Below are 25,429 nucleotides of genomic sequence, written 5' to 3'. Positions count from 1 at the left end.
AGTGGATGACGAAATACAAGATTGCTTTAGTGGCGCTCGATGACATCAGCGCATTTCATCTTTCGGTGCCTTGTTTGGTTTTTCAAGATATCTTTATCGACCAACAGCCAGTGTTTGATCTAGTGATCTGTAGTGAAAATATGTCGAGCGTCTTTCTGAGTTCTGGTTTTAATGCCTCAGTAAGCTGTGATCTGTCGGCGATGGATGAAGCGGATATTGTGATCATTCCTAGTTGGCCCAACTCATTGCCCGAGCCAAGCGCGCTTTTGCTTGAGAAACTAAATAGCGCCTATCAACGCGGTGCGACAGTCGTCGGTCTTTGCTTGGGTGTTTATGCGCTCGCAAAAGCAGGTTTACTGGATGGCAAACGAGCAACAACCCATTGGGGCTTTAAGCAAGCTTTCCAACAATCGTTTCCTCACGTGACTATCGACTGTGAGCCGCTGTTCATCGAGCAAGATAGAATAGTGACCTCTGCCGGAACGGCTGCTTCTCTAGATTGTTGTCTTAACATCGTGCGAACCCTTTGCGGTAATGAAGTGGCATCGCAAATTGCCCGCTTAATGGTGACGGCGCCGTTTCGAAGTGGTGGACAGCAGCAATATATCCCCAGCCCAATTGCGGCTAAGTCAGATAACGTCACCAGTTTTGGCAAGGTACTCGATGATATCAGTCTGAACTTAGTTAACGACTATGACCTAGACTCTGTCGCTCAGCGCTGTGCAATGAGTAGAAGGACATTTACGCGCCAGTTTAAGGCTGTGTATGGCTGTACTTTCGGCGAGTGGTTGCTAAATCAACGCCTAGCATTAAGCCAGCAACTGCTAGAATCTACCCATCACCCAATATCGACCATCGCAGAGCTTTCTGGGATCGGTTCAGAAAGTGTCTTCCGTAAACACTTCAAAAAGAGCTTCAATGTCTCGCCCTCTGAATGGCGGCTGACGTTTCGTGGGGAGGGTTGACTAAGAAATGGGAATGCCAACTCTGGAAGTACTAGTTTTTATAGATTTTAGGAAGTGTATGTTGGATTTTTTGCCTCAAAAACGTTTTGGACAAATACTCCTATCTGTTCGAGGAGTATGTTTATCAGACTGAAATTTATCTATCATTATAGTACTGCTAGCTGCAGACCTAGTCAGTATTGAGACGAATGATTTGGCGATAGTGACTGTTATACCCCCATAAATCATGATAAACATAGAAGGGTGTATACAAAAGGTTATGATCGCTTAACAAACAGTAAATAGTTACTTTATCGATTCCTTTAGAAACTTAATAAGATAGCCAATTTTATATTATTAATAACTTTATAGATATAACCATTGCCCAAATCAATGGCAATCCATGACATGGATTTCAGGATAACTTATGTATCAAATGCTAGTTTTTTTATTAGTACTATTTATGTCGCCACAAGTAATCTCCGAGGGTGATACCAGTTGGCTTAAGGCAAGAAACAAATACCCTTGTTCAAAGGAACTAGAGCAATGTTTCTTAGATGATTTTTCATCAGAAGATGATGCAAAGGTTGTCGATGGAATATTTCTCTACTTAGAAAATATAGATTATCTAAGTAGCTATTATCGCAAGGAAAAATTCTTGAATGAACTGGCGGTTATCTCTAAGAAAAATAAAAACTTTGCTTTTTTAATTGAGGCGAGTATTTACTTCAATGGAGGGGTGGCTGAGCAAAATGTAGATAAAGCAATAGAGATCATAGAATTTAGCCCTTTTTATAATGAGAATGACCCTAACCAGATGATTATTCTTGGTCGGAGTTATTATTTGAAGTTTACGATGTCAAAGGAACCTCCTTTGGACTGGTATTTAAAAGCTAAAAAGTATCTCAAAAAATCATATGAATTGGACAAGAGCTACGTGACAAGAGAGCTGTCTTATATCTTAACTAGATCAAGAGATATGAAAGAGTTGGAGTTGGCAGGGGATATATTCAAGTTCTTTGCGGATACTGGTGATGAAGACGATGTATATAACTATGAGGTTTATATTGAGGGGATGAGACAACTTAGGGCAAATGAGAAAAATTGAATAAAATCGATATTTAAGTGTAATAAAACGAATGAGTTCGAAACTTTTAAAGGATTAAACTTTTTCTCACCACAATTTTACTTGCACCTCAAAAGAAACTAACCTTTCACACCGAACCCTGAACCAAAAACTAAAAAGGTCGCATTACGCGACCTTCTTGGTTTTAATCTTAGCGAGATTCCAACGGGTATGAGCGGTAGCTCCACATGCCGTAGGTTCGAAGGGCATCGCGGTAGATTCCTAGTAGCTCACTGTCACTTGCCTTGGTGAGCTCTTTTAGTGGCTTGTCAGGGTAGCTGACTGTATCGAACGTAATGCCTTGTGGGCCTGTTTGCCAACTTGCAATCTCAAACAATGTCTGACCCCGACGTACATGGCTTGCAGAGCTAATGATGGTCGCATGTTGGATGTTATGGCGGGCTAGTGCGTAGCTGCTAAATAGCGCGTTGCCAACGGTGCTGGTGGCGTAGTTTTCTTCAATGATTCTGTCTTTGCTGACGCCTTTCGCGATCAACCAGTCAGCCATTAACTTGCCTTCGGTCTTGTGGTTCTTTGGTACGCCACCCGTTAGCACGATAAGCGCATCAGGGTTCGCTTTTGCCATTGCCAAAGTGGTTTCAAGACGCTCAACTAAGATCTGGTGCATTGAGCCATCTGGGTTTAGTGCGTAACCCAGAGTAACAATCGCTCCCTTATCTTCTAACTTACCTTGCGCTGCTTTCTCTTTTAGTGGCGTCTCTAGTACGCGATCCACTGTCGAGAAAATTCGCTTAATGTCAGCCGCTTTACCTGCATTGAGTTTAGATAAAGCATCCATGTGTTTGCTTGACTCAGCTTGGTTGCCTTTAAAGCGTTGCCATACCGCAAGGTAGGCATGTAGATCCACATCGTCCGGTGCCACCGTCAGTGCTTGCTCAAATAGCTCAATCGCACGATCGACATTTTTGTTATAAATCTGAGCATTAGCCGCTGAGATAAGAAGATCAGTACGGTATGGCTCCAGTTCGTATGCCTCTAGTAAGCGATCGGTAACGATCTCCATATTGCTTGGCATTTTCGCAGTGAACCCAGCATGCGAGATTCGAGCGGGGGATTTAAATGCTGTCACGGCATCGCTCAGAAGCTGATCAACCACCTGTCTTTTAGTGACGAGTTGGGCGTAATCTGTTGAGGCTTGCACTGTAGAGTCGTTAGCGGCAAGAGAGTATGGCGCAGCAGTTAAAGCAATAACGCTACCTAGAGCGAGGGCAATGATGTTCTTCTTCATTAGGAGATCCTAGTGTTGTTATGTGTCGATCTAAGTCGACGGATTTTTTGCAGTGTAAAATTACCTCTCAGATAGTCTGTGAGTTGGTTCTCACTTTAAATGAAACACTCAGCATATGGTTGTGGTTTGCGAACTAAGATCACGAACTGTATATTTAACCTATTGATATAAATGATAATTATGTCGTTAATATATAAGTAGCGGGGGAGAAAAAGCCTGCTTACTCGCAGGCTTTATGGTTACTTAATCGCAGTACAAAAGCTGACGTCAGCATGCTGGGTTTGTGGGTCGTAGCTGTGGTAGAGCTCGAAGCAAGGTCTGTCATCGTTTTCTAGCCCTGTTTCGATCACTTTACTCATCAAATCATCCCAAGCAAGCGCATATTGGTTGTGCTGGGTGATGTTTTGGCGCATCACTGCGTACTCGCCACCGGGAAAGTCTTGCAGTTCTATGCCATTTATTACGTCTGTCTCTTCAGGCACCATCAAACAGATATCGGTACGACATTTATCGCTTGGGGTCACTTCAGGGTTGTCGTGATAGATGAAGATACAAGTGTTTTCCGCTAATCCTTTCATCCCAGCCCATTGGTAGAGTCGGCCACTGGCTTCTTGATAACCTTCGCCGTAAGGGCCTGTAACTCGGACATAAGCCAGTTTTGTCGCTGTAAAGTTTTGCGTTTCCATTTTGTTGCTCCACGTTGTTAGTTCAGAGCCAGTATATGAATCGCTAGGTTTGTCTGCGTTTCCATTCTTGCGCAGCGTGTGTCCAATCTTGCTGTTTCGCGATAATTCAGAAAACTGCTGGTAGTTTTCGCAATCACGAAAAGCACTTGGCGTTACCCCATAATGTTGCTGAAACGCTTTAGCTAGGCTCTGTGAAGAGGCAAAACCATACTCCAATGCGATGTTTAACACGGGTTGTTTTGATTTAAACAATTCGTCGGCTGCTGACTGCAATCGCAAACGTCTGACAAAATCAGCGAGGGTTTCTCCCTGCACGGCTTTGAAGGTGCGATGGAAGTGATAAGGAGACAGGTTCGCTAGGGCTGCGACTTCTGGCAAATTGAGGGGTTGGTTGAAGTTCTTTTCGAGATAACGAATCACTGGAATCAGCCTCTTTTGATAATCAACGCGCATTACTGAGCTCACCCTTGCTTTAAAATGACTGTATAAGCGTACAGTAAATATGCTCGATTTAAAAATGGAGTTTTGATAAATGCGTAGCGCACACTGACGAATTGAGTCACACTTATTGCTCTTTCTCCGCAAGCAAGGACAACCATGATCGCTTGGAAGCAGCACTTAGCCGGTTACGAGTGGCTTATTCACCAAGTCTGGTACTTGGAGGTTGAACATGGTGAAGTGATTGATCCAAAACCTCATCTTATTCCTAATCCGCGCGCTCATTTGCTGTTCACTCCCAAGCATCAAACCTACAGCTATGACAACGGTGAAACCTTACTTCGTGGCAAAGGAAGCCACCTACTGACTGCGAATGAAAACCTCCTTCTGTTAGAGGATGAGGCTCCGATCAAACGCATCGGTATTACCTTTCGACCTGAAGGACTCTATGCTCTCCCATCTGCTTGTTACGATGATGCCCAAGTTAACGCGGTTAACCAGTGTCAGTGGTTTGATTGGCTGAGCCCTTTATTTGATGAGGATTTTCAACAAGCACTATGGCAACAAGATTCACCAGAAGCGTTGTTAGATTCGATAAAACGTCACTTAGACTTTTTAAGGATTGAACCCTGTCGAGCCAAGCCGTTTTTAGTATCGCAGAAGGCCATCGCGGTGATGGACGCGCAAGCATTGAGTTCACCGGAGCTCGCGATAGATATGGAACAGGTTGCCGCGCAGTGCGCGTGTTCTCGAAGAACGTTAGAGCGCAGTTTCAAGCAGGTGGTTGGCCTGAGCGTTAAGCAGTATCAACAAATGGCCCGTCTTGAGCAGATGATTTTGGCACTCTACAAACAACAAGAGGCGATTGATTGGGTGAGTTTTGCGCAGCAATTTGGCTTTAGTGATCAGTCGTACTTAATACGCACACTCAAGCAGCAGCTTAAAAAAACGCCGAACAAGTATTTGCAAAAACGCGACCTGACGATAGATATCTACGGTGACTTCGAGTAGGAACTTGCGGCGACCAAGACAAGCAAGTTGTCGCAAAAGTCCAATTATTCTCTGGTTGGTTCCACTAAGATAGTTGCCAGATAACGAGGTAACACATGTCATATCAAAAACTAAAACAAGGCCAAACCATTCCATTTAATGAGTCGTTGAACATTCAACTGATTCAAGCGTCTGATCTAAAAGAGATTATCGAGATGCTGAATGACGATAAGGTCAACAAGTATCTGTTCTTCGCCCCGGCTGACGATAGCCTTTATGAAGGTTTCTTTGGCCCAATCATTGAGAACACAGCTCAAGCGATCAAAGATGACGTTTGGCCAGAGAGTCCGACGTTTGTGATTCGTGATCAGCAAGGAAAATACATGGGGATGTGTGCCGTGACGTCGGTAATGTTCCTAACGGGTAACTATGAGGTCGGTTATCAACTACCGACTTGTGCATGGGGTAAAGGCATTGCGACTCGTGCGTGCCAAATGATGACGGAGATTGGGTTTACCGAGCTTAAGGCACACAAAGTCAGCGCAGATTGCTACTCATCGAATGTGGGTTCATACAAAACGTTAGAGAAATGCGGCTTTAGCCAAGAAGGACGTCAGACAGACTATTACAAGCTAGAGCAAGGCTTGGAAGACAAGCTTTACTACGGTATGACCGCAGAGCAATTCGCCTCTTTCAGTCGTTAAGTGATCAAGCGACGCGTTTAAGCAGTAAACAAAAAGGCCGCTATGCCCATGATCGGGTTAGCGGCCTTTTCTATATTAATAGACCCTAGGTCTTAGTTGCCTTGATTTTGGCTTTGAAGCTTCTCTTTTGCTTCTTCAACTTTTGAGAAATCTAAGCCCAACTCATCGACGGCTTCTTTGATTAGCGCAGGGTTTTGCATTACTTGCGCCATCAGCATTTGTAGCTTGTCTTGTGGCAGGCCTAGTTGGCTGATTGTTGCCATTGCTGCAAGAGGGTTTTGCGTCAGAGTTTGGAAGATTTCGTTGATCTGTTCATCGCTGATGTTGTTCTCTTTCAGCAGTGCAATAATCGGGTTCATCATATTTCCTTTTTAATCTATTGATGACTTTGCGCAGCAGTTTATCACTAGGATAGCGTGGATTGAACTAGCGTAAATCCAAATAGCTGAAACTAGATTGCGGCTTAATAGCCTGTTAACTCCATATACCCTGAGCCAGAGTGAGTGCCCTCGATGCGAACTGGGCCTTCCCAATAGGGGACTGAAAGGGGCATTTTAGCCTTGGGGTTGAGCGCTGAAACCAAAAGCTCAATTTGCTGGCTCGGAATAGCCACTTGCCACTCGGTTGGATAATTACGCCCTTGGATTTCAGTTTGTTTGGCCGCGTTCAATTGAATCTCATTGGGTGAAATGGCGATACCTGAGCCATCTTGTCGCATCAGTCTGGCGCTAGAGTAACTGGCTTTTCCTGTCTTGGAATCTCGCAACTGGAATACTACCAAGCTGGTTTCGTCGCTGAGCCTTAAGGCAAACCAATCCCAACCTTGTTGCGAGTCGAGCAAGAACTGCGAGCTCCACTCTCTGTCTATCCAGCCTTTACCCGTTACTTGATGAGTGCTGCCATCAATAATGACTTGGCCAGAAACATCAATAAACGGCTGGCTATAGTAATACGAAGCCACCTGACCATCGGCACTTTTGGTGCTGTAACCTTGCTCGCCCTGTTTTTGATAAGGCGCGCGACTAGTGAGTGTCAGAGAGTAGCCAAACTGCTCTGAATTGGCATTGAGTGTGGCGGGGAAGAGATCGTTGGTTGAAGAACGCCACTGCCAATCGTCGAGATAAACCCGAAATGGCGACGCATCGACGCCTGCTAACGAGGTTTGAGCGCGCGACCATTTCTCATCGGCATAATGCTTGTCTATTGTGGTTACCGCGCTATGCGCCATATAGATTTGTTGGCTCTGCCATACGGTTTTGTTCGCTTTGTTTTTCCCATCTTCTGGCGCGGCAGCAAAGCGAAACTGTGTCCACTGAACACCGAGCGGATTGCCACTTTCATCGATTAAATTCGCCGTTAAATACCACCACTCATGACGAAAACTAGGGTGTGCTTGATGATCAGCAGGGAAGGTGAGTTCAACGCCCTTAACCACAGGAGTGAATGGACTACTCTCGCTTTGAGCTTCTCCACTGCCTAATAGCATTGCCATATTTTGCTGCTGAGGCTTTTCACAGCCAAGCAGCAACAGGCTGCCCAGTAGCCAAGTGAGGTTGCGTGCTAAACGACTCATTACAACACCTCGCTTTGCAAACTAGACACGACAGGCTTGCTGACCAATCGCCACAGCGGAATCAGTGTCGCAACTACCGCGACTAAGATAGTGATTGCTGCAATGCTTAGGGCATCACTCCAACTCCACAGGTAGCTTAAGCTCCAACCAAAGGCGCGCAGGGTAACGATGTCCGTCAATACATAACCGACCATAGCGCCGAGTGGTAGAGCGATAATCAAAGTAAAGCTGACCAAAGCGACGATTTGCCCGATGACCATGGTCATTAGTTTGCGGCGACTGACGCCAAGCGCGTATAACCTCGCAATGGCGGCTTTGCGCGCGTCGAGCAACATAAAACAAGCGCTAAATAAACCAATCACCGCGACCATTAGAGTCACGCCATTGAGGGCGCGCGTGATGGCGAAGGTTTGCGAGAAAATATCGAGAGCGATGGATTTGATTTGCGCCTGATCGTAAAGCTGGCTTGGGTGCAGATTCAATTGCTTTCGCAGTTGGTCGTAGACGAGATCTGGGTTGCCAGAGACCTTGACGCCAAGGCTGGTGGGCAAGTTGGTAAAGCCGCTTTCACGCCACAACTTTGGAGCCAATAACACTTCACCATTGGGTGAACCGTAATCATGGAATATCGCCCCGACGCGCAGAGTTTTGTTTGGAATGGCATCGAGCTCAAGTTCGCTATCGAGCGATAAGCCGAGTTTGACCGCAGTCGGCTCACTGATGGCGACCAATTGACCTTGGTAAAAGCGTTGCCAGAAGTTATCAAGGTGAGACTTGAACACCATGGTTTGCTCTAAGGTATCCTTGTCTTTGGTGCCGAGTAAAGTGGGCAAGCCTTGTAGGTTATCTTCAACATAGTATTGTTTGTAGACCGTCTCAACGCCGTCAAATTGCTCTAATGCGCTCTCTACATTGGCTATCTCTCCCTGTGCGGGACTGACGTAAATATCGGCATGAAGCCTCTGTTCGAGCCACTGCTTTAGCGTCGATTCAAAGCTGCCAACCAAGGTATTCATTCCTATATTGGCTGTGACCGCAAGTAGCAGTGCCATCATGGCAAGAGAAAGCGGAGAAATGAGCTCGCGCAGTTCAGCGAACAGGTATTGGATCAAACCGGAACGGGTACGCCTTTCACATTCGTTGGCGAGTACGCTGAGTGTTTTAGGCAGATACAGAGGAATCGACACGACAAGTACGCCGAGCCAAGCCATAGTAAAACGGTGATGCTCACTCAGCCATAATCCAGCGAGCGCCGCAATAGTCAGCACAATACCAATCATGAACAGTTGGTTTTCGTTAGACGTTTCTGGGGCTTGATAAAAACCGCCATGAGAAGAGAGCGGCTGGTTCACTCGCTGTTTAAAGTGCTGCCAACACGCCAATAGTGTTGCCGCTAGGGTTAGCAGCAGAGCCTGCGCCCACCATTGCCACTGCCAAGTGCCGGGAAGCAGTGTTGCTCCGTAAAGTTGTTCAAGTGTGAGCGCTACGGTTGGGTGCAGCCAATGACTAAGCTGCATGCCCAATACAAAACCGAGTGAAGCACCGAGGGTAACCAGAATAGTCAGTTCAATCAGCAGTGCCGTGAACACCAGGTTTTGCCCAACCCCCGCTTGCTGAACTTGGACTAACAGTCGATTGCGTTTGAGTAAGCTGTACTTCACGCCGTTATAAGCGATAAACAGACCAACCAGAAATGCCAATAGGCTCATCGCAGTAAGATTGAGGTGGAAGCTGTCAGTGAGTGAACCAAGGTCAGTACTTTGATTGTTGGCGATCCATTGTCCTTGCTCGTCGATGAGGTGTTGCCACTTTACTTGTGCGTTATTACCTGTATTGAAGCCTGCGTCAAAAACGGCAATGTAACTAAGCTGTCCTTGTTTGTTGAGTAACTGCTGGGCAAAGCCAATATCCATCAACATTCGGCTGCCTAATTGCCACTCATCGGGTAATACGACGACACGGGTCGGGACTTCATCCAGAGTCAGCGTTTCAACTTCGCCTAAGTTCTGGTGTTGCGACAGGCTCATCATCACTATGGGTTCGCCAGCTAAAAGCTCAGGCAGGGGTAAAGCACTGTCGAATAGAGAAACGTTTTGCTCGTTGCCTGATGATTGTTGGTTGTGGGTTGAATAGCGAGAGCGTGACGAGATAGCCGCAATCAATTCGCTACCTTGTACTGACCAGCGACGACCTTGCTGGTCTCGAACTCGCCCTTCAATTACAGGTAATGATGCACTGAGTCCGCTTTGTCTGAGGCTGAAGTAGAGCGATTCAGGCAAATAGTTTTGTCCAGCTGGTGGAATAATCAGGTTTTGCGCTTGAGCACTCAATTGCTCGGTAGATTCCGCATAGCTGCGCTTAGCATTGAGGTTGATTGCTTGTACGGCAGCAAACAAGGTTACCGCCAGCACGATACCAATCAAAATGGCGGCTGCTTGAAGAGGAGCTTGGCGATAATGCGCCGCAAACAGATTCAATGTGAGTCGAGTTTGTGTGAGTCTGATAGGCGAGAATCTAACCTGAGTCATGGTCTTACCCTCGGTCGCTTTGCTCTTGCAAAGTAGGGAGGGGTTGCTGCAAATCACCATTGCGTAATTGACCGTTTTCTAGCCGCAAACGAGTCTGCATAAACTCAGCGCAATCGGGGCTGTGGGTCACTAAGAGCACCGCAGTGTTGCCGTGGGTGGTGATTTCACTCAGTAGCTTCATCACCTCCAATCCTGATTTTTGGTCGAGATTACCTGTCGGTTCATCGGCAAGCAGAAGCTTAGGCTTATGAGCCAATGCGCGTGCGATGGCGACTCTTTGTTGTTGGCCGCCAGATAGGGCAGAAACGTGCCTATCAAGAAGCTGACTGATGCCCAATGTCTCGATGAGATAATCGCACCAATCGTTCCATTTTTGTTGGTTTAGATGCAGAGGAAAGGCGATGTTTTGTTTTACGTTGAGTGGTGTTAACAGGTTGAATTGTTGAAAGATGACACCGAGCTTTTGATGGCGGAACTGGCTCCATTGCGAATCTGTCCAAGCGGCTGTTTTATCGCCATCTAACCACAATTCACCACCGGAAAGCGGCTCAAAGCCAGCAATGACATTGAGTAGGGTACTTTTGCCGCTACCACTTGCGCCCGTCAACGCCACACTTGCACCTGTCGCTAAAGTGAAGTCGACGCCTTCCAATACGTGATGGGTTTCTTTGCCATCGACGAAACTTTTGTTGGCGCGTTTTAGTGTGACAAGTTGGCTTTCCATTTTGGCTCCAGTCATTCATCAATCGTGTATCAATTTATACGCTCTACTCCAAAGCGTTTATCTACTAAAAGCATGGTCATTGAATCAAAGTTCAGTGATTATTCTCAACTTTCCAAAAACTTACCTTAGATTAATGTGTCAGATTTATGTTTTTAATGTAATGTATTTTTCTTTTTTCTGAGTCGAGTTTGAATGTGACTAGATACATATTTACCGCTTTTATTTCTCTGTTCGTAGTCGCGTGTTCTACGTTACCTAAAGATCAAGCTAATTTACAGCTGGCTGCTGAGCGCGGCGACATCAAAGCCCAGTATATTCTTGGCGCTTGGTATGCCAAAGGGCAAAATGTAGAAAAAGATAGTAGGCAAGCAATCTATTGGTATCGCAAGGCCGCAGAGCAAGGGCACCCACAAGCGCAATATATTTTGGCGCGCAACTATGTTAAGGGAGGAACTGTTGAAAAGAGCGCAGAACAAGCGATTGAGTGGTATGAAAAAGCTGCCAACCAAGGACATGTAAAAGCTCAAAAGGAACTAGCCGTAATATACATAAAAGGTCGAGGCGTTGAAAAGAATGAAGACGCCGCTTTTTATTGGTTTCATAAGGCTGCCGAACGAGGAAACGCATATTCTCAAGGTTACCTAGGATGGATGTATGATACAGGAAATGGTCCTCAGAAAAATGAAAACAAAGCTGCTTATTGGTACTTGAAAGCTGCTGAAAATAACAGCTCCTACGCCCAAACTAATCTCGGTCGGATGTTTGAAAAAGGGATTGGTGTTGAGAAAGATACAGCAAAAGCGATGTCGTGGTACCAGAGAGCTGCAGATAAAGGATATGCGAGAGCTCAGACTCATATAGGGAGGATGTATAGTCACGGGATTGGTGTTGTGGAAGATGACACTAAAGCAGTGTTTTGGTATAGGAAAGCAGCTGAGCAAGGTTATGCTAGAGCACAAACTAATTTAGGTTGGATGTTCAAGAATGGTGCTGGTGTTCAAAAAGATGAAGCTGAAGCGGTTCAATGGTATCAGAAAGCAGCTCAACAGGGATATGCAAGAGCCCAGACGAATCTTGGGGGGATGTTTGAGGATGGGGCTGGTGTGCAGAAAGATGGAGCTAAAGCAGTTTATTGGTACAAGATTGCTGCTGAGCAGGGATATGCAAGAGCGCAGTTCAATTTAGGTTGGATGCTTGCCGAAGGGGTAGGAGTCGAAAAAGATGTTACTCAAGCCATATCTTGGTATGAGAAAGCTGCAGAGAAAGGGTACGCTAGCGCCCAGACAAATTTGGGATGGATGTTAGAACATGGTGTTGGTGTTGATAAGGATGAAGCGAAAGCTGTTCATTGGTATAGAAAAGCTGCAGCACAAGGGAATGTTAGAGCACAGAATAATTTAGGCTTGATGTTAGAAGAAGGTTTGGGTATTGCTAAGGATCTAACTCAGGCAGTCATTTGGTATGAAAAAGCTGCTGTTCAAGGGGATGCCGAAGGTCAAACGAATTTAGCATGGATGCTTGAGGAAGGCGTAGGTGTTGATAGAGATTTGGATCAAGCATTGTCTTGGTATCTTAAAGCAGCTGAACAGGGTTACGCGAGGGCTCAGACTAACTTAGGATGGATGTTTGAAGATGGCTTAGGTGTCGAAAGAGATGAGAAGGAAGCAGTACTCTGGTATCAGAAAGCGGCTGATCAGGGATATGCTAGAGCTCAAACTAATTTGGGGTGGATGCTTGAGAATGGTGTTGGGGTTGATAAGGAAGAGGACAAAGCCTTTATATGGTACAAAAAGGCAGCTGAACAGGGGTATGCTAGAGCTCAGTACAGGTTAGGTATGATGTATCATGAAGGGCGAAGTGTTGATAAGGATATGACTAAAGCTATATTTTGGTACACGAAGGCAGCAAACCAAGAATATGATAAAGCTAAATATCAACTCGAACATATGTAGTTTTATATAAAAAGCTGCGTTGGAGCCAATCAAAAGCCTGAGCTTGCTCAGGCTTTTGTTATTGAACTTATCTTAAACGTAGTACGCTTCAACTTCGCCTTTTAGTTGGATTAGCATTGGGTTACCAAAGCGGTCTTTCGCTTTTGGTGATGCAATCTTTACCCAACCTTCGCTAACACAGTACTCTTCAACGTCTGTGCGCTCTTGACCTTTAAAACGAATACCGATTTGGTGATCGAAGCACTCTTTTACAAAGAAAGGGCTACGTGGGTTACCTGATAGGCGATCTGGTAGAGCTGGTTTAGCTGTATCTGTCATGTTTTTCGACCTTGAAGTCCGTAAAAAAAGTGCGCCATTGTAAGTCACAGATTGCTATGGGTTCAAGACATCTAATGACAGTTATCACAAACGATCTAAGTTTGAACCTACAACCCCTTCAAATACTGGGCATTGGCCGTTGGCTGAATCATGCGATTGATGGTACTTACGTTGTCGTTATTGTGTTGTGCTAGGAGCAATAAGAACGCATCAATCAGTTCTGGTTTATTGGCTGTCACTTGTGTTTCAGTTTGAATATCACGCAGATCGATCAACACATCAGTGAACAGTTGCGGTAAATCTTGCAGCACTTGTAGGTTCAATACGTTGTGCTCACTGTAGATTGAGTTGTGGCTGCCCTTTTGTTTTTGCACTACGTATGGGTTGTCTTTGAGATTAATGATTGATGTACGTTTGTCACAACGCTTCAAACAACCTTTATTGACTTTGATCTTGCGGCAGCCTTCGGTCTGTTGGAACAAACATTGGCGGCTAGTCTGCAGTGTATTTGGGTGGTAGATGCTGTAATAGCTGCGCATGTTTTGCGGACGCTTAATATGGCGCATCTGCTTCATGTTCAACTCGTTGGAGATAAACGCACCGCTTGCGGCAAACTCTTGTTGTAAACATTTGAATGAGTAAGAGTTGACTGTATTCATCTGTGGGCCTGCAATCCAACCCAGTCCAAGCTCCTGAGCTAAAATGCCCACACCGGAGTTGTTAGTGATCGAGAGCGCTGGCTTTACTGCCTCTAACAGTGTGCGTGCAGCTTGGTAATCGCCACCAATCAAAATCGCAGGAAACCAAGGTTTTAACTGCGGGTTTGCTTGGAACAGCTCGATCATTGCATTCAGTTCAGCCGCCAGCCCCATCGGCAGCTGAAAATAGACGTCTACGTCAGTGAATTCGAGCAGTGCGACGTCTTGTGGTGATGAGATCAATACCGATAACGTTGGCTCTCCTTGAAGCATTTCTGGCTGAGGCAGAGGCGGTAAAGTGGGTACATCAATCGCACCTTTTAGGCTGCTAGCAGAGGCTTGTGTTGCAGTGACGTCAAATTCCTGGGTCTTTTCAGCTACTTTTTCGATGATTGCTGTTTTGTCGTCGTAGAGCTTTTTCTTCACTGCTTGCACATCGTCGGCGGATTCGCATTTGTAGATTTTCGAAAAGTGTTTCACCGCATGGTCGCGGGGGTTGTCGATGTACATCGCTTTACCGAAGTCACCTTGCAAGAATGCATTGGAGAAATCACGGTTGAAGACGGTGTACAGTTCCGTGGTGTCATTCGACAGTTCCACGCCATCGCACAAGCGGTCAATCTGCTTACGCCAGTTGTCGACCACGGTGTAAACGTAGTGAGATTTCTTGATGCGGCCTTCCACTTTCAACGAATACACGCCGGCATCGGCAAGTGCCGCCAAATCGCCAAAGGCGGAGTTGTCTTTCATATTGAGTGGGTAGCTGTTACCAGTTTTGGTGGTTTGGTACTCTTCACGACAAGGTTGACTGCATCGACCGCGGTTGCCTGAAGCGCCATTACGCGCAGAGCTGATGTAGCAAATCCCTGAGAACCCAATGCAGTATGATCCGTGGACAAACACTTCCATCATTACATCATGCTCACGACCAAACTGAGCTAAATGCTTAATCTCACTGATGTTCAACTCGCGCGATAGATTGACGCGACTTGCTGTCAATCGATTGAGAAACAGAATCTGCCCCTCGTTATGGGTGTTGAGCTGAGTTGATGCGTGTACATCTAAATTAGGAAAATAGTTGTTGAGAATGTAGGCCAAACCAAGGTCTTGCACGATGACGCCGTCAATTGCTGTGGTGTTCAATTGACTAAGCAAGCGCACAATGGCTGGAATTTCGCTTTCTAGAATCAACACGTTGAGAGTTAGGAAGATCTTACAGTTATGCTGGTGCGCAAGCTGCAATACGCCATTCAAGTTATCTAAGGTGAGGTTAGTGGCTCGGTTGCGCGCATTGAAACGGTCTAAACCACAATAGATAGCATCCGCCCCAGCGGCAATGGCTGCCTTAATCGAATCTAAATCTCCGCCCGGTGCTAATAACTCAAATTGATCGCGTGTCACTACTTATCTCTTACTCAATAAAATAGGAGCGGTATTTTACGGGGATAAAAAGTGTGATCTAGCGCTGATTAAAGCTTTGTTAATCTGCATCAATTAATTTGTCTTCTAAGGCGATATTTCAATTATTGGTTGCAATCATTGCGAATTGCTTTAGTGTTATGCCTATGTATAACACTAAAGCGCAATTGATAAGGCAAGCTTCATGACAGATTGGAACGAAACGCAGCCTATCTTTCGTCAACTAGCGGATCGAATTACAGAGCAAATCCTGCAAGGTATTTGGAACGAAGGAGAGGCATTACCTTCGGTCCGAGCCGTCGCAGGAGATTTGAAAATCAACCACATCACTGTGATGAAAGGTTATCAGCTACTGGTGGATGAAGGTCTCGTAGAAAAAAAACGCGGTCAGGGAATGTTCGTGGCACAAGGCGCACTGAGTCAGTTAAAAGCGTCGCAAAAACAGGATTTTATTCAGCAGCAGATCCCGTCAATCGCGGTGAAACTGCAGCAGCTAGACATTCCACTTCAAGAATTTATTGAGCAGTTAACACTGCACGTTGAGGGCAAACAATGAGCGTATTAATTGAAGCTCGGCAGGTAACCAAGCACTACTCAGGTCGAGCCAAAGAGCAAGGCGAAGCGATCAAAAACATTAGCTTTGAACTCAAAGCGGGACAAGTCCTCGGTTTGCTTGGTCACAATGGTGCAGGTAAATCGACTTTGATTAAAAGCCTGCTCGGTGCTCACGACTATCAGGGTGATATTCAAGTACTGGGGCTTGAGCCTATCTCACAGCGCGCCAAAGTCATGGAGCACCTGTCTTACATTTCAGATGTTAACGTGCTGCCTGACTGGATGACGGTAAGACAAATTCTTCGGTATACCGCCGGTGTGCACCCAAGTTTCGATGTGAACAAAGCGCGCGCTGTACTTGAAAAAACCGACATCAAGCTTAATAGCAAAATCAAATCGCTGTCAAAAGGCATGAAGGTTCAGCTACACCTAGCGATTGTGATTTCGACTGACACCAAAGTATTGATTCTTGATGAGCCGACCCTCGGCTTGGATCTTGTTTACAGAGACACCTTTTATCGACATCTTCTTGAATGGTTTCATGAGGGAGAGCGTGCCCTGATTATTGCCAGCCATGAGGTGTCTGAGATTGAACACCTGCTAACCGATGTGTTGATCCTTAAGCATGGTCAAGCAGTGTTGCAATCGTCGATGGAAAACATTGCCGAAGATTACGTGATCGTAGAAACCACCGATGAACAACGCGCACAAATGGAAGCATTGAAGCCGCTTTTTAGTGAGCGCGCTCTTGGCAGTACGCGTTGGCTGATTCGCTGTGAACAAGCGCAACAACTCGATAGCGTAGACAAAATTTACAATGTAAAACTGGCAGATCTGTTCTTAGCTCTACAGAAGGAGGCAGCGTAATGAATCCTTATTTTTATATGCTAGAGAAAGAGTGGCTAGAACATAAAGTAATCACGCGTATTCCTTTGGTGCTGCTCGTGTGTGGTGTAGCGCTGCTACTCTCGATCTTGATGAATTCGACTATTCAAAGCAATGTCACTTACGAGCTAACGTATGATGTGAATGGCTTCGAATCTGGTTATGAATTAGGTAAGCAGTTAAGTGGCTTGGCGTTTGGCTTCACTGGCTTTTTGTCGATGTTATTGACCTGCCTTTATTTCCCGAAGACATTACGTAAAGAGCGCCAAGAGGGCAGTGTGATGTTTTGGCGTAGCATGCCTGTCTCTGACATGACGACACATTTAGTGAAGCTTGGTTTTGGTTTGCTGGTGACACCTATCATTTGTTCAATGTTGGTTGTATCTGCAGACTTCCTAATGTGGGTGATTAATCTTGTCATGTCGGAGAAATTCCCACTGTTCTTCACTGGTGAGTCAATCTTTTACGTCTTTACCCATTGGTTTGAGTTTATTGGTCGCATGTGGTTAGTGGGCTTGGCGCTACTGCCGCTCGCAACTTTGGCCATGGCCATTTCTCAGAAGGTTAATTCGCCTCTGTTAGTCATGGTGATTGGTTTTTACGTGATTAAACTGCTTTCGACAAACCTGTTAGGGACGTACGCAGTGAGTCACTTCTTACAGGCTTTAACGACCTTGCCATTTGATCTGCTTATTGAGGGCAATCCACTTGTTGCCTTTGCAAATGTTGGCACCGTTAACTTGGTCGTCTACTTTGCATTGGGCGTGTTGGGCTTGCTGGCAAGCTTAAGATTAAGTCGCTCTGTTGACTAGAACGCTTTGACGGTTTGACGGTTTGACGGTTTGAATATAACAAAGGCGCTAACGGTTGGTTAGCGCCTTTTTTGTTTGCGGTGGATTGTTATTAGTCTCCAAGCGGCTGACGGTCTAAGCCACCTCGATATGAGTCTAATGCCAACTTAAGCCGTCTTAGTTTGTCTCTTGAACGTCGCTTATGGTTGACGGCAAGCGCCATCGAAAGGACATCAACCAAGGCTAACATTGCGTAACGAGACGCAGAAGGTTTGTAGATAAAATCTGTTTCTTGGTGCTCAATCGGCAGTGTGAGATCGGCAATGTCAGAGAGCGGCGTTGAGCTCGGTGTGATGGCGATGATCTTTACCCCGTATTGCTTTGCCAGCTCTGCAGTTTCGATGATGGTCGGCGTGTATCCCGTTGCGGATAACATCACCAATACGTCATTACTGTCTGCGGTAGAAGCAATCATACGTGCAAGCAAACCGTCGTTATAAGCAACCACAGGGTAGCCTAAACGGAATAGTCGATGCTGCATCTCTTGCGAGGCAATGGTTGAGCCTCCACCCATACCAATAGAGATGACTTGTCTTGCATTGTGTAGCCAACCCACAGCGGTATCGATATCGGCTTCGTTGATCAAATTGCGGTTGATATCTAGCGACTGCTTGATTGATTCGTAGATGCCCTGATAACCACTTTGATCTGGCGGCTCAAGAATGAAACGTTGACCAACTGTTAGGGTTTGCGCCAGCTTGATTTTCATATCACGAACGTTTTTACAGCCAACGGCTTTAGCAAAGCGAGTAATGGTTGCTTCACTCACTTCAGCGCTTTCTGCAAGCTCGGTGATACTCGCATTCGCCGCAGTCTGAATGTCGTCCATGATCAGTTTGGCGACTTTCTTCTCAGCGTCGCGCAGGGCGCTAAAACGCTCAGTGATTTGCGAAATAATATCGACGTCTAAACTCAAGATGTTTTCCTATTCTCGGGAGACCTATGTTTGGCCTCCATATCAATGCTTTGCAGTATACCTGATTCATTCAAGCGTAAAAGTTCAGCGGTTTAGAAACGTGTTTCTACCCAGTGAGTCACATTGTATTCATCGTCGCACACGGCGATGGCACGCCATTTATCGAAAGTTAGGCAAGGGTGTGAGGTTGAGAAAGCGACAACGTCGCCAACATCGAGTGGGCAATCTGGGTCTATCTCCATAAACGCATGTTGATCCATCACTGCAGTGGTCACCGCATTAGAGACGGAAATGGCTTCCCCGTCGCGGTATGCTCGCTCTGGGATGGGTAAACCGGCATCAAAAGCGACGTCTCTTTTTCCTAGGCCAACCACGAGTTTACCCGGCTCAGGTTTTGAGATGACGTGTGCCCACACTTCAAGAGAGGACTGTAAATCACCACCTAAATCACACGCTGCTCCTTGGTTTTTCTCAGCTCTCGCCATGACTTTGTTTTGAGCGTCTAGATAGATCCCCGTGTCATGGATGGCGTAGCAACCTGGGCGAATAATGGCATCTAGATCGTCGAGGTTGGCAAAACACTCAGAAACTACGTCGTACCACGCTGAACCTGCACCCGTCACAATTGGCTTACCTGAGATGAGTTGATCGCGAGCCAGTTTACGGCCAAGCGTTACGATCTGATTGAGAAAATCACGAATGGCTTGTTCTGCATTATCACCATGGATGACCCCTTCGTACGTTTCAATACCAGTCAATGACAGGTGAGATTGTTCGGCAATGCACTGAGCAAGCTCGACAACTTGCTGCTCAGTTCGACAGCCGCAGCGTCCACCTTCAACACCGAATTCAATCAAGACATTGAGTTTGACGTCACGGCTCGCAAAGAACTGCCCAAGTGCTTCAATGTTACGCTGTGAATCAACGCAAACAAATACATCAACACTATGCTGCTCAATCAGATTGGCCACGATAGCCATATTGGCTTTGCCGACCAACTGATTAGCGATAATGATTTTACTTGCCCCTGCTAACGCCGCAACTTCAGCTTGAGCGGCTGTGGCGACAGTCATTCCCCATGCGCCTTGGTCAAGTTGCTGACGAAACAACGCGGGTGTCATGCTGGTTTTGCCATGCGGGCATAACTTGACGTTGTGGGTTGTGGCGAAGCGCTGCATCCAGTCGAGGTTATTGTTGATTCTAGATTGTTGAATAACGGCAGCGGGCAGACTGATTTCTTCGTTGATCAAGCTGTAGGTTTGCTGGCTATCACTCTGATATGGCTGAGACTTCTCACCCCACCCAGGGATGTTGATAGTATTTTTATGATAGTTTGTATCACACTTTTTCTCGAATTCTTTCATCGCAAGCTCACTTCTAACATGAATTAAGTTATTGATTAATAATGTTTGTTACTATCTAGGTTAATTTGCATGTTAGAAACTATCAAGCAAATTCGGTTTTTATGTGTGTTTTGTCACTGATTTAAATACGGGAATTATTAGTATGTACACATGCAAACGAGAGACGAAGAGAGTGAACCATGTTGTTCGATACCATAATCAAAAGTGTAGAAGTCTTTGACGGTACCGGCGCTCCAGCATATACCGCTGATGTCGCAATTCGTCACAATCGTGTAGAGCAAATTGGTGAGTTATCTGAAGCGACGGCTAACAAGGTGATTGATGGGCAAGGCTTGGCACTCGCGCCGGGTTTTATTGATGTTCACACTCACGATGATACCAATGTGATTCGTTATCCCGAGTGTCTTCCAAAAATCAGTCAAGGTGTGACGACTGTGATTGTTGGTAACTGTGGCATTAGTGCCAGCCCGACCATCTTAGCCGGTGACCCACCTGATCCAATGAACCTACTCGGTAAGCAAGAAGATTTTAAATACCCAACGTTCGCTAGCTACGCGCAAGCTGTGCAGCAAGCAAATCCTGCAGTCAATGTAGCGGCATTAGTCGGTCACACCACTTTGCGTAATAACGTGATGGATGACTTGCAACGCACCGCGACCGATGAAGAAATCGCTCAAATGCGCAGTACGCTTGACCAAGCGATGGCAGAGGGTGCGCTTGGTTTGAGCTCTGGTCTTGCCTATGCGAGCGCGAAACAAGCGACAGCGGACGAGGTCATGCGCTTAGCACAGGTGCTCGGTCAACACGGCGGCATTTATACCACCCACATGCGTACAGAATTTGAAGAGATCATCTCCGCAATGGAAGAAGCGTTTGAAACGGGGCAGTTCGCTAAGGTACCGGTTGTTATCTCGCATCTTAAGTGTGCTGGCGCTGGCAACTGGGGACGAACAAAAGAAGTGCTCAATGTGATGGATGAGGCGGCGAAACACCAAGATGTGTCTTGTGACTGCTACCCGTACTCCGCTAGTTCATCAACACTCGACCTAAAACAAGTGACCGACGAGATCGATATCTTTATTACTTGGTCTGAAACCGCCCCTGAACATGCAGGCAAAATGCTCAATGACATTGCCGAGGAGATGGATCTGCCATTAATGGAGGCGGCAAAAGCGATTCAACCTGCTGGTGCGGTTTACCACTGCATGGATGAAAACGACGTTAAACGTGTTTTGAAATACAAACTGACCATGGTTGGCTCCGACGGATTACCCAATGACCCACATCCACATCCACGTTTGTGGGGCACTTTCCCGAAAGTGCTTGGGCACTACTGTCGTGAAGAGAAACTGTTTTCATTAGCGGAAGCCATTCACAAAATGACGGGCATGTCAGCCAAGCGATATAACTTAAAAGATCGCGGCGAAATAAAAGTCGGGGCTTACGCAGATTTAGTTTTATTTAACCCAAATACAATAAAAGATACTGCAACCTTTGAAAATCCTATTTCAATGGCAAAAGGTGTTGAATCTGTATTTGTTAATGGTGAGTTGTCATATTTATCTGGCGATGTAACCAAAAATAGAAGTGGCGTTTTTATTTATAGAAATGACGCCTAAAAATTAAAATTAATTTATTTATTATCAATTTAATAAAGTACTTATACTGGAGAATATTATGTCTATTAAGCGTTACGGTGTAGAAGGTGGAACAGGCACTGGTGGTCAACACCTTCCATTTGCACGAGCGACTGAAGCAGGCGGTTTCCTATACGTTTCCGGTCAAACACCTATGACCGACGGTGAAGTGGTAGAAGGTGGTATCGTTGACCAGTCTCGCCTAGCGATTCAAAACTGTGTCGATATCATGACTGAAGCGGGCTACACACTAGAAGATGTGGTTCATGTAAAGGTTGTTTTAACGGACTCTCGTTATTTCCAATCATTCAATAAAGTGTTCAAAGAGTTCTTTGGCGAGCACCCGCCAGCACGTATCTGCATGGTGTGTGATTTGGTTGTTGATGTGAAGGTAGAAGTTGATGTGACTTGTTACCGCGAAGATCGCCGATAGACTTCACAAATAATAATTAAGAGTGCCGGAATAATTTCGTTCCCTGTTAATATTGTTTCGGTGCTCTCATCCCTACAAATATAATTCTTAATTGCATAGCAACATAAATATTAATTAAATATAAGTAGATTTTATATTTAATTGTTGTCTTAAATAGACGAGATAATACAGCTGCAGGAATTATATTAATCTGAAAGATGGATTTTGACATTGAGAGGTGTCCAATGAATAGTACACTTTTTCTTACTGGCTTCGGCGCATATGTAGTATTTCTGATCTGGCTTGGATGGTTTGTTTCGCGCAACCAAAAGTCGGGGGAAGATTTTCTATTAGGTGGCCGTGGCTTACCTCTGTTTCTTGTATTAGGTACAACCGTCGCGACTATGGTCGGTACGGGCTCAAGTATGGGCGCGGTTGGTTTTGGTTATGCTAATGGCTGGGCTGGTGCGCTTTATGGCATCGGTGGTGCCATTGGTATCTTACTTCTTGCGCTATGGTTTGCTCCGGTTCGTAAACTGAACTTTATGACCATGAGTGAAGAGCTTGCTTACTATGTGGGTGCAAATCGCATCGTCAAAAACGTGGTTGGCTTGCTTATCTTTATCGCTTCAATCGGCTGGCTAGGCGCGCATATTCTTGGCGGTGGTATGTACCTCGCGTGGATCGCTGACATCGACCTTAACCTAGCGAAAATCATCATAGCTGCAGCGTTTACTATCTATGTTGTGATTGGCGGTTACACTGCGGTTGTCTGGACGGATACGATTCAAGCAATCATTCTATTTGTTGGCTTCATTCTGATGGCGGTTCTATCGGTTCAACATATCGGTGGTATGGACAACCTATACGCAGCTATGGACCCGGCCGCAACAAGCTTCCTAGCAATTGAAAAGCTCGGCATCATTCCAGCGGTATCTTTAGCGGTTGTGATTGGTGTTGGTGTACTTGCGACGCCTTCATTCCGCCAGCGTATCTACTCGGGTAAGGATGTGTCTACCATTCGCCGCTCGTTCATTGGCTCGGGCGTACTGTATTTATTCTTCTCTATCATTCCTGCAATCATTGGTATGGCTGCACATGCGATTGACCCAACACTAGACAACCCTAACTTCTCGTTCCCATACATTGCTGCAACTGTATTGCCAGTAGGTATCGGTATGATTGTTCTGATTGCGGGTCTGTCAGCAACCATGTCGAGTGCAAGCTCTGATGCGATTGCGGGTGTGTCGATTCTACTGCGTGACGTTTACGTTATGTTCACAGGTCGTGTGCCAAACAAAGAATCCATGCTCAACTACTCTCGTCTAGCGCTGGTTGTGGTTATCGGCTTTGCTCTACTGTTTGCTCTGACTTCAAACGATATCATTGGCTACATCACTAAGATGATTTCGACCGTTATGTCAGGCATGTTCGTGTGCGGAATGCTAGGTCGCTTCTGGAAACGCTACAACTGGCAAGGTGCTATCGCGACACTTGCTGGTGCTTCAGTGGCTTCATTCACTGTTATGCTCAACGCGGATTACACAGCCTTCTGGGGCAACCCAGTGATTCCATCTTGTCTGTTCGCACTGGCAGCGGGTGTCGTAGTGAGCCTATGTACTCCTGCTAACCAAGTCAGCCCTGAAATGGCAAGAGCAATCCTTGACGATGAGCGTGCTCTGATGGAAATGGAATTGTCTGACTCAGGCGTCCTAGAAGAAGACAAATCTGCACAACGTCCTGCCACTCAAACTAGCTAGTTTTCTCCACAACTTTGGCTCTGCCTAGCAGAGCCACTGTTTTTTATTTTTCCAAGATTAAGGTGTGTTATGTCGGCATCTTCTAATTTTAACATTGCTTTTTTTGGCGAGTGCATGGTCGAAATCAGTGGGTCTCCACTGAGTAAAAAATTCGGCGGTGACACGCTCAATACGGCGCTTTACCTATCTCGTTTAACTCAAGATCAAAATGTCTCTGTGCACTATGCGATGGGGCTTGGTCACGATGAATTGTCTCAGAGTATGCTGGAAAACTGGCGTCAAGAAGGTATTCAAACTGAGCTAGTTGAGCGCATCGAGAACAAACTGCCCGGCCTATATATGGTTGAAACGGATGAGACGGGTGAGCGTCACTTCCACTATTGGCGCAGTGATGCCGCAGCCAAGTTTTACTTTAATAGCGAAAGCCAATCCAAACTTGAAGCTGCACTGGCTGGTAAGGTGCTAGATGCGGTATACCTCAGCGGTATCAGTCTTGCCATTCTAGACGACGATTCACGTCAACGCTTACTTGATGCCGTTTGTACCTTCTCACTTCAAGGTGGAAAGGTGATATTCGATAACAACTATCGCCCGCAACTTTGGTCAACAGAGCAAGCGCAACATTGGTATGCAAAGCTTCTACCTTACGTCGATATTGCTTTGATTACAGAAGATGATGACCACATCGTCTGGGACAGTAAAGAGTCGGTGCAAGCGAGATGTCTGCGCCTGGGCTGCAAAGAAGTGGTGATTAAACGTGGTTGCGAGCCTTGTAAAATCATCACCACTAGCGATCTAGGCATAGAAGAGCGTTACGTTGCGGCAAGTAAAGTCAACAAGGTCGTCGACACGTGCGCCGCAGGGGACTCGTTTGCCGCAGGTTATCTTGCTGCGCGCCTTACCGGAAAAAGTGCCAGTGCCTCAGCGCTATTAGGCCATCAATTAGCTTCAACCGTTATTCAATACTCAGGCGCGATTATTCCTTTCAGCGCAATGAGTGGACTTATTATTGGGTCACAAGACCAGAAATAGAATCGGAAACTATTATGTCTCTACAAGCTACATCTCAAGAAATTATCAACAAACTACAGCAGTTCAAAGTTGTCCCTGTCATCCAAATCAACAAGGTTGAACATGCAGTACCTCTAGCCAAAGTTTTGGTTGAAAATGGCCTACCCGTCGCTGAAGTGACCTTCCGTACTGAAGCAGCAGCAGACGCAATCCGTGCAATGCGCGAAGCGTACCCTGAAATGTGCATTGGCGCGGGAACAGTACTCACGTCAGAGCAAATTGACCTCGCGAAAGAAGCCGGAAGTGAGTTCGTGGTTGCCCCTGGTCTTAATCCAAATACGGTTCGTCGCTGCCAAGAGATCGGCATGCCTGTTGTTCCTGGAGTCAATAACCCAAGCCAAGTCGAGCAAGCACTAGAGCTTGGTTTAACCTTCCTAAAATTCTTCCCTGCGGAAGCATCTGGCGGCATTAGCATGGTCAAGTCTCTGCTTGCTCCATACGTTGATGTGTCATTCATGCCAACTGGTGGTATCGGTAAACACAATATCAATGACTATCTAGCGATTGACCGAGTGATTTGCTGTGGTGGTACTTGGATGGTGGCTCCAACACTGATTGAGAACGAACAATGGGATGAGATCGCGAAGCTTGTCCAAGAAGCGGTTGCGCATGTTGCGTAATTGAATCGA

General features: G+C 46.0%; 23 protein-coding genes. 13 read left to right on the top strand and 10 right to left on the bottom strand.

Features of this window, described 5'->3' with window-relative positions:
- Positions 1 to 5 precede the first annotated feature (5 nt).
- Both AC6R00_RS07205 and AC6R00_RS07200 read left to right on the top strand, forming a co-directional pair.
- Positions 6 to 965 (top strand): GlxA family transcriptional regulator, encoded by a 960-nt coding sequence (locus AC6R00_RS07205; protein ID WP_500639845.1) that lies wholly within the window; start codon positions 6 to 8, stop codon positions 963 to 965.
- Between the two features lie 406 nt (positions 966 to 1,371).
- Entirely contained in the window at positions 1,372 to 2,052 is a 681-nt protein-coding gene (locus tag AC6R00_RS07200) for a hypothetical protein (RefSeq protein ID WP_500639844.1), read from the top strand.
- A 169-nt stretch (positions 2,053 to 2,221) separates the two neighbouring features.
- On the opposite strand, the gene AC6R00_RS07195 is transcribed toward AC6R00_RS07200, so the two are convergent.
- Both AC6R00_RS07195 and AC6R00_RS07190 read right to left on the bottom strand, forming a co-directional pair.
- Entirely contained in the window at positions 2,222 to 3,319 is a 1,098-nt protein-coding gene (locus AC6R00_RS07195) for an ElyC/SanA/YdcF family protein (RefSeq protein WP_500639843.1), read from the bottom strand.
- A gap of 239 nt (positions 3,320 to 3,558) precedes the next feature.
- Positions 3,559 to 4,458 (bottom strand): AraC family transcriptional regulator, encoded by a 900-nt coding sequence (locus AC6R00_RS07190; RefSeq protein ID WP_500639842.1) that lies wholly within the window; start codon positions 4,456 to 4,458, stop codon positions 3,559 to 3,561.
- A gap of 144 nt (positions 4,459 to 4,602) precedes the next feature.
- Here AC6R00_RS07190 and AC6R00_RS07185 point away from each other — a divergent pair, with 144 nt between their 5' ends.
- Both AC6R00_RS07185 and AC6R00_RS07180 read left to right on the top strand, forming a co-directional pair.
- Complete coding sequence (locus AC6R00_RS07185; RefSeq protein ID WP_500639841.1) at positions 4,603 to 5,454, top strand: helix-turn-helix transcriptional regulator; 852 nt, start codon at positions 4,603 to 4,605, stop codon at positions 5,452 to 5,454.
- 95 nt (positions 5,455 to 5,549) lie between these two features.
- Entirely contained in the window at positions 5,550 to 6,137 is a 588-nt protein-coding gene (locus AC6R00_RS07180) for a GNAT family N-acetyltransferase (protein WP_500639840.1), read from the top strand.
- A 92-nt stretch (positions 6,138 to 6,229) separates the two neighbouring features.
- Here AC6R00_RS07180 and AC6R00_RS07175 read toward each other — a convergent pair whose 3' ends face one another.
- The 4 genes from AC6R00_RS07175 to AC6R00_RS07160 all read right to left on the bottom strand — a co-directional run bounded on the left by AC6R00_RS07175 (position 6,230) and on the right by AC6R00_RS07160 (position 10,962).
- Complete coding sequence (locus AC6R00_RS07175; RefSeq protein WP_004746427.1) at positions 6,230 to 6,496, bottom strand: DUF2999 family protein; 267 nt, start codon at positions 6,494 to 6,496, stop codon at positions 6,230 to 6,232.
- Between the two features lie 104 nt (positions 6,497 to 6,600).
- Complete coding sequence (locus tag AC6R00_RS07170; protein WP_500639839.1) at positions 6,601 to 7,710, bottom strand: lipocalin-like domain-containing protein; 1,110 nt, start codon at positions 7,708 to 7,710, stop codon at positions 6,601 to 6,603.
- Entirely contained in the window at positions 7,710 to 10,238 is a 2,529-nt protein-coding gene (locus tag AC6R00_RS07165; protein WP_500639838.1) for an ABC transporter permease, read from the bottom strand. Before AC6R00_RS07165 ends, AC6R00_RS07170 begins: the two co-directional genes overlap by 1 nt.
- 4 nt (positions 10,239 to 10,242) lie before the next feature.
- On the bottom strand, positions 10,243 to 10,962 hold the full coding sequence (locus AC6R00_RS07160) for an ABC transporter ATP-binding protein (protein WP_500639837.1): 720 nt from the start codon (positions 10,960 to 10,962) through the stop codon (positions 10,243 to 10,245).
- A 194-nt stretch (positions 10,963 to 11,156) separates the two neighbouring features.
- On the opposite strand from AC6R00_RS07160, the gene AC6R00_RS07155 reads away from it, so the two are divergent.
- Positions 11,157 to 12,914: an SEL1-like repeat protein gene (locus AC6R00_RS07155; RefSeq protein WP_500639836.1), complete on the top strand. Its 1,758-nt coding sequence runs from the start codon at positions 11,157 to 11,159 to the stop codon at positions 12,912 to 12,914.
- A 72-nt stretch (positions 12,915 to 12,986) separates the two neighbouring features.
- Here AC6R00_RS07155 and AC6R00_RS07150 read toward each other — a convergent pair whose 3' ends face one another.
- Positions 12,987 to 13,232, bottom strand: a complete 246-nt coding sequence (locus AC6R00_RS07150; protein WP_004746437.1) for a DUF3297 family protein — start codon at positions 13,230 to 13,232, stop codon at positions 12,987 to 12,989.
- A gap of 107 nt (positions 13,233 to 13,339) precedes the next feature.
- Positions 13,340 to 15,331, bottom strand: a complete 1,992-nt coding sequence (locus AC6R00_RS07145; RefSeq protein WP_500639835.1) for a peptidase U32 family protein — start codon at positions 15,329 to 15,331, stop codon at positions 13,340 to 13,342.
- 202 nt (positions 15,332 to 15,533) lie between these two features.
- Here AC6R00_RS07145 and AC6R00_RS07140 point away from each other — a divergent pair, with 202 nt between their 5' ends.
- The 3 genes from AC6R00_RS07140 to AC6R00_RS07130 are packed head-to-tail and all read left to right on the top strand — an operon-like array spanning position 15,534 to position 17,601.
- The gene (locus AC6R00_RS07140; protein WP_004746441.1) at positions 15,534 to 15,905 is read left to right on the top strand and encodes a GntR family transcriptional regulator; all 372 of its coding nucleotides are present in this window, start codon (positions 15,534 to 15,536) and stop codon (positions 15,903 to 15,905) included.
- Positions 15,902 to 16,771, top strand: coding sequence for an ABC transporter ATP-binding protein (locus AC6R00_RS07135; RefSeq protein ID WP_500639834.1), 870 nt, complete (start codon positions 15,902 to 15,904; stop codon positions 16,769 to 16,771). Before AC6R00_RS07140 ends, AC6R00_RS07135 begins: the two co-directional genes overlap by 4 nt.
- Complete coding sequence (locus AC6R00_RS07130) at positions 16,771 to 17,601, top strand: hypothetical protein (protein WP_500639833.1); 831 nt, start codon at positions 16,771 to 16,773, stop codon at positions 17,599 to 17,601. Before AC6R00_RS07135 ends, AC6R00_RS07130 begins: the two co-directional genes overlap by 1 nt.
- 91 nt (positions 17,602 to 17,692) lie before the next feature.
- On the opposite strand, the gene AC6R00_RS07125 is transcribed toward AC6R00_RS07130, so the two are convergent.
- Entirely contained in the window at positions 17,693 to 18,556 is an 864-nt protein-coding gene (locus tag AC6R00_RS07125; protein ID WP_004746447.1) for a MurR/RpiR family transcriptional regulator, read from the bottom strand.
- A gap of 92 nt (positions 18,557 to 18,648) precedes the next feature.
- On the bottom strand, positions 18,649 to 19,920 hold the full coding sequence (locus AC6R00_RS07120; RefSeq protein WP_500639832.1) for an amino acid deaminase: 1,272 nt from the start codon (positions 19,918 to 19,920) through the stop codon (positions 18,649 to 18,651).
- Positions 19,921 to 20,099: 179 nt separating this feature from the next.
- Between AC6R00_RS07120 and AC6R00_RS07115 the strand changes: the two genes are divergently transcribed.
- From AC6R00_RS07115 to AC6R00_RS07095, 5 genes are all read left to right on the top strand, one after another.
- Positions 20,100 to 21,539, top strand: a complete 1,440-nt coding sequence (locus tag AC6R00_RS07115; RefSeq protein WP_500639831.1) for an N-acyl-D-amino-acid deacylase family protein — start codon at positions 20,100 to 20,102, stop codon at positions 21,537 to 21,539.
- A 58-nt stretch (positions 21,540 to 21,597) separates the two neighbouring features.
- Complete coding sequence (locus tag AC6R00_RS07110) at positions 21,598 to 21,990, top strand: RidA family protein (protein ID WP_038187972.1); 393 nt, start codon at positions 21,598 to 21,600, stop codon at positions 21,988 to 21,990.
- 224 nt (positions 21,991 to 22,214) lie between these two features.
- On the top strand, positions 22,215 to 23,729 hold the full coding sequence (locus AC6R00_RS07105; RefSeq protein ID WP_500639830.1) for a sodium:solute symporter family protein: 1,515 nt from the start codon (positions 22,215 to 22,217) through the stop codon (positions 23,727 to 23,729).
- A 69-nt stretch (positions 23,730 to 23,798) separates the two neighbouring features.
- Positions 23,799 to 24,761 (top strand): sugar kinase, encoded by a 963-nt coding sequence (locus tag AC6R00_RS07100; RefSeq protein ID WP_500639829.1) that lies wholly within the window; start codon positions 23,799 to 23,801, stop codon positions 24,759 to 24,761.
- Between the two features lie 14 nt (positions 24,762 to 24,775).
- Complete coding sequence (locus AC6R00_RS07095) at positions 24,776 to 25,420, top strand: bifunctional 4-hydroxy-2-oxoglutarate aldolase/2-dehydro-3-deoxy-phosphogluconate aldolase (protein WP_069668829.1); 645 nt, start codon at positions 24,776 to 24,778, stop codon at positions 25,418 to 25,420.
- The last annotated feature ends 9 nt before the right edge of the window (positions 25,421 to 25,429 follow it).

The sequence above is a fragment of the Vibrio sp. R10-SF1-ISO8 genome (assembly GCF_059833805.1).
The sequence above is the reverse complement of the archived record's forward strand: the minus strand, read 5'-3'. Positions and strand labels throughout refer to the sequence as shown.

What these genes read in the sequence shown, in the direction of transcription:
- AC6R00_RS07205 (WP_500639845.1), top strand. Translation starts at nt 6, where the DNA reads ATGACGAAATACAAGATTGCTTTAGTGGCGCTCGATGACATCAGCGCA.
- AC6R00_RS07200 (WP_500639844.1), top strand. Translation starts at nt 1,372, where the DNA reads ATGTATCAAATGCTAGTTTTTTTATTAGTACTATTTATGTCGCCACAA.
- AC6R00_RS07195 (WP_500639843.1), bottom strand. Translation starts at nt 3,319, where the DNA reads ATGAAGAAGAACATCATTGCCCTCGCTCTAGGTAGCGTTATTGCTTTA.
- AC6R00_RS07190 (WP_500639842.1), bottom strand. Translation starts at nt 4,458, where the DNA reads ATGCGCGTTGATTATCAAAAGAGGCTGATTCCAGTGATTCGTTATCTC.
- AC6R00_RS07185 (WP_500639841.1), top strand. Translation starts at nt 4,603, where the DNA reads ATGATCGCTTGGAAGCAGCACTTAGCCGGTTACGAGTGGCTTATTCAC.
- AC6R00_RS07180 (WP_500639840.1), top strand. Translation starts at nt 5,550, where the DNA reads ATGTCATATCAAAAACTAAAACAAGGCCAAACCATTCCATTTAATGAG.
- AC6R00_RS07175 (WP_004746427.1), bottom strand. Translation starts at nt 6,496, where the DNA reads ATGAACCCGATTATTGCACTGCTGAAAGAGAACAACATCAGCGATGAA.
- AC6R00_RS07170 (WP_500639839.1), bottom strand. Translation starts at nt 7,710, where the DNA reads ATGAGTCGTTTAGCACGCAACCTCACTTGGCTACTGGGCAGCCTGTTG.
- AC6R00_RS07165 (WP_500639838.1), bottom strand. Translation starts at nt 10,238, where the DNA reads ATGACTCAGGTTAGATTCTCGCCTATCAGACTCACACAAACTCGACTC.
- AC6R00_RS07160 (WP_500639837.1), bottom strand. Translation starts at nt 10,962, where the DNA reads ATGGAAAGCCAACTTGTCACACTAAAACGCGCCAACAAAAGTTTCGTC.
- AC6R00_RS07150 (WP_004746437.1), bottom strand. Translation starts at nt 13,232, where the DNA reads ATGACAGATACAGCTAAACCAGCTCTACCAGATCGCCTATCAGGTAAC.
- AC6R00_RS07140 (WP_004746441.1), top strand. Translation starts at nt 15,534, where the DNA reads ATGACAGATTGGAACGAAACGCAGCCTATCTTTCGTCAACTAGCGGAT.
- AC6R00_RS07135 (WP_500639834.1), top strand. Translation starts at nt 15,902, where the DNA reads ATGAGCGTATTAATTGAAGCTCGGCAGGTAACCAAGCACTACTCAGGT.
- AC6R00_RS07130 (WP_500639833.1), top strand. Translation starts at nt 16,771, where the DNA reads ATGAATCCTTATTTTTATATGCTAGAGAAAGAGTGGCTAGAACATAAA.
- AC6R00_RS07120 (WP_500639832.1), bottom strand. Translation starts at nt 19,920, where the DNA reads ATGAAAGAATTCGAGAAAAAGTGTGATACAAACTATCATAAAAATACT.
- AC6R00_RS07115 (WP_500639831.1), top strand. Translation starts at nt 20,100, where the DNA reads ATGTTGTTCGATACCATAATCAAAAGTGTAGAAGTCTTTGACGGTACC.
- AC6R00_RS07110 (WP_038187972.1), top strand. Translation starts at nt 21,598, where the DNA reads ATGTCTATTAAGCGTTACGGTGTAGAAGGTGGAACAGGCACTGGTGGT.
- AC6R00_RS07105 (WP_500639830.1), top strand. Translation starts at nt 22,215, where the DNA reads ATGAATAGTACACTTTTTCTTACTGGCTTCGGCGCATATGTAGTATTT.
- AC6R00_RS07100 (WP_500639829.1), top strand. Translation starts at nt 23,799, where the DNA reads ATGTCGGCATCTTCTAATTTTAACATTGCTTTTTTTGGCGAGTGCATG.
- AC6R00_RS07095 (WP_069668829.1), top strand. Translation starts at nt 24,776, where the DNA reads ATGTCTCTACAAGCTACATCTCAAGAAATTATCAACAAACTACAGCAG.